The following is a 960-nucleotide window of genomic DNA, read 5'->3' as shown; positions in this document are numbered from 1 at the left end:
CGTGACTCATTCCGTTGCCATCGGCAAGGGGGCTACGGCGACAGGAGAAAGTTCCGTCGTTATCGGTGACAATGCAAGGTCTTCTAATGTAGGTTCCGTAGCTATCGGCTACAGTAACAGTGTATCGGCGGATAACGGGGTAGCTATCGGTAACGGTACGAGCGTTACCGCTATTGACGGCGTTGCTATCGGTAACAGCTCTATGGCAAACAGATCCCCGGGCGTTACCGGTTACGATGCCAATGATAATAAAACCGATAAGTATGCAGGGCTTACCGGCCGGGCTATTATGTCCAATCACGGTGCCGTTTCGATCGGTGGCAACGGATTTTCACGACAAATCATCGGTGTCTCTGCCGGTTCGGCGGACACGGATGCAGTCAATGTGGCTCAGTTAAAGTCTGTCAACCTCGGCTTTGCCGGAAATACGGGAACGAGCGATGTGAACTTGGCACAAAGTACCCTTGGCATTAAGGGCGATAACACATATATTAAGACATCGGCAGTCGGCAGAAATCTGACTATTACGCCTAATATACAAAATATTACGATGAACGGTACGACTGCATCAGCCGGTACGGGTCTGGCTGATGCCAACAATGTGGCTTCAGCCATCAACACGGCAGTCAATTCTGCAGGGTGGAAGATAAAGGCTATGGGCTCAGGGTTGGGCGTTCGTACGGGCGATACGACGGAAACGCGAATAGGCAATAACGATAGCGTATTGTTACAAGCAGGAGATAATCTGGTTATCAATAAAACGGGAAACCGTTTTACCTATTCACTCAACCCCGTTCTCAATAATCTTACAAAGGCCATGTTTACGAGCGGATCCGATGTGACGACTATCGATGCAAACAGCATTACCATGACGTCAAGCGGTATATCACTTACAAACAGCGGTATCAATGCGGGCAACAAGGTAATCAGCAACGTAGCCAGCGGCGGTACGACGGCGAC

Annotated in this window: 1 pseudogene; it reads left to right on the top strand. The window is 49.9% G+C overall.

The window, feature by feature from the left end:
* A pseudogene (locus PGX78_RS07645) lies at positions 1 to 960 on the top strand (ESPR-type extended signal peptide-containing protein); the annotation flags it as partial.

Origin of the sequence: Megasphaera sp. AF13-6AC (assembly GCF_027685385.1) — a bacterium.
Classification (GTDB): domain Bacteria; phylum Bacillota; class Negativicutes; order Veillonellales; family Megasphaeraceae; genus Megasphaera; species Megasphaera micronuciformis.
This window is presented reverse-complemented; position numbering and strand designations above follow the sequence as displayed.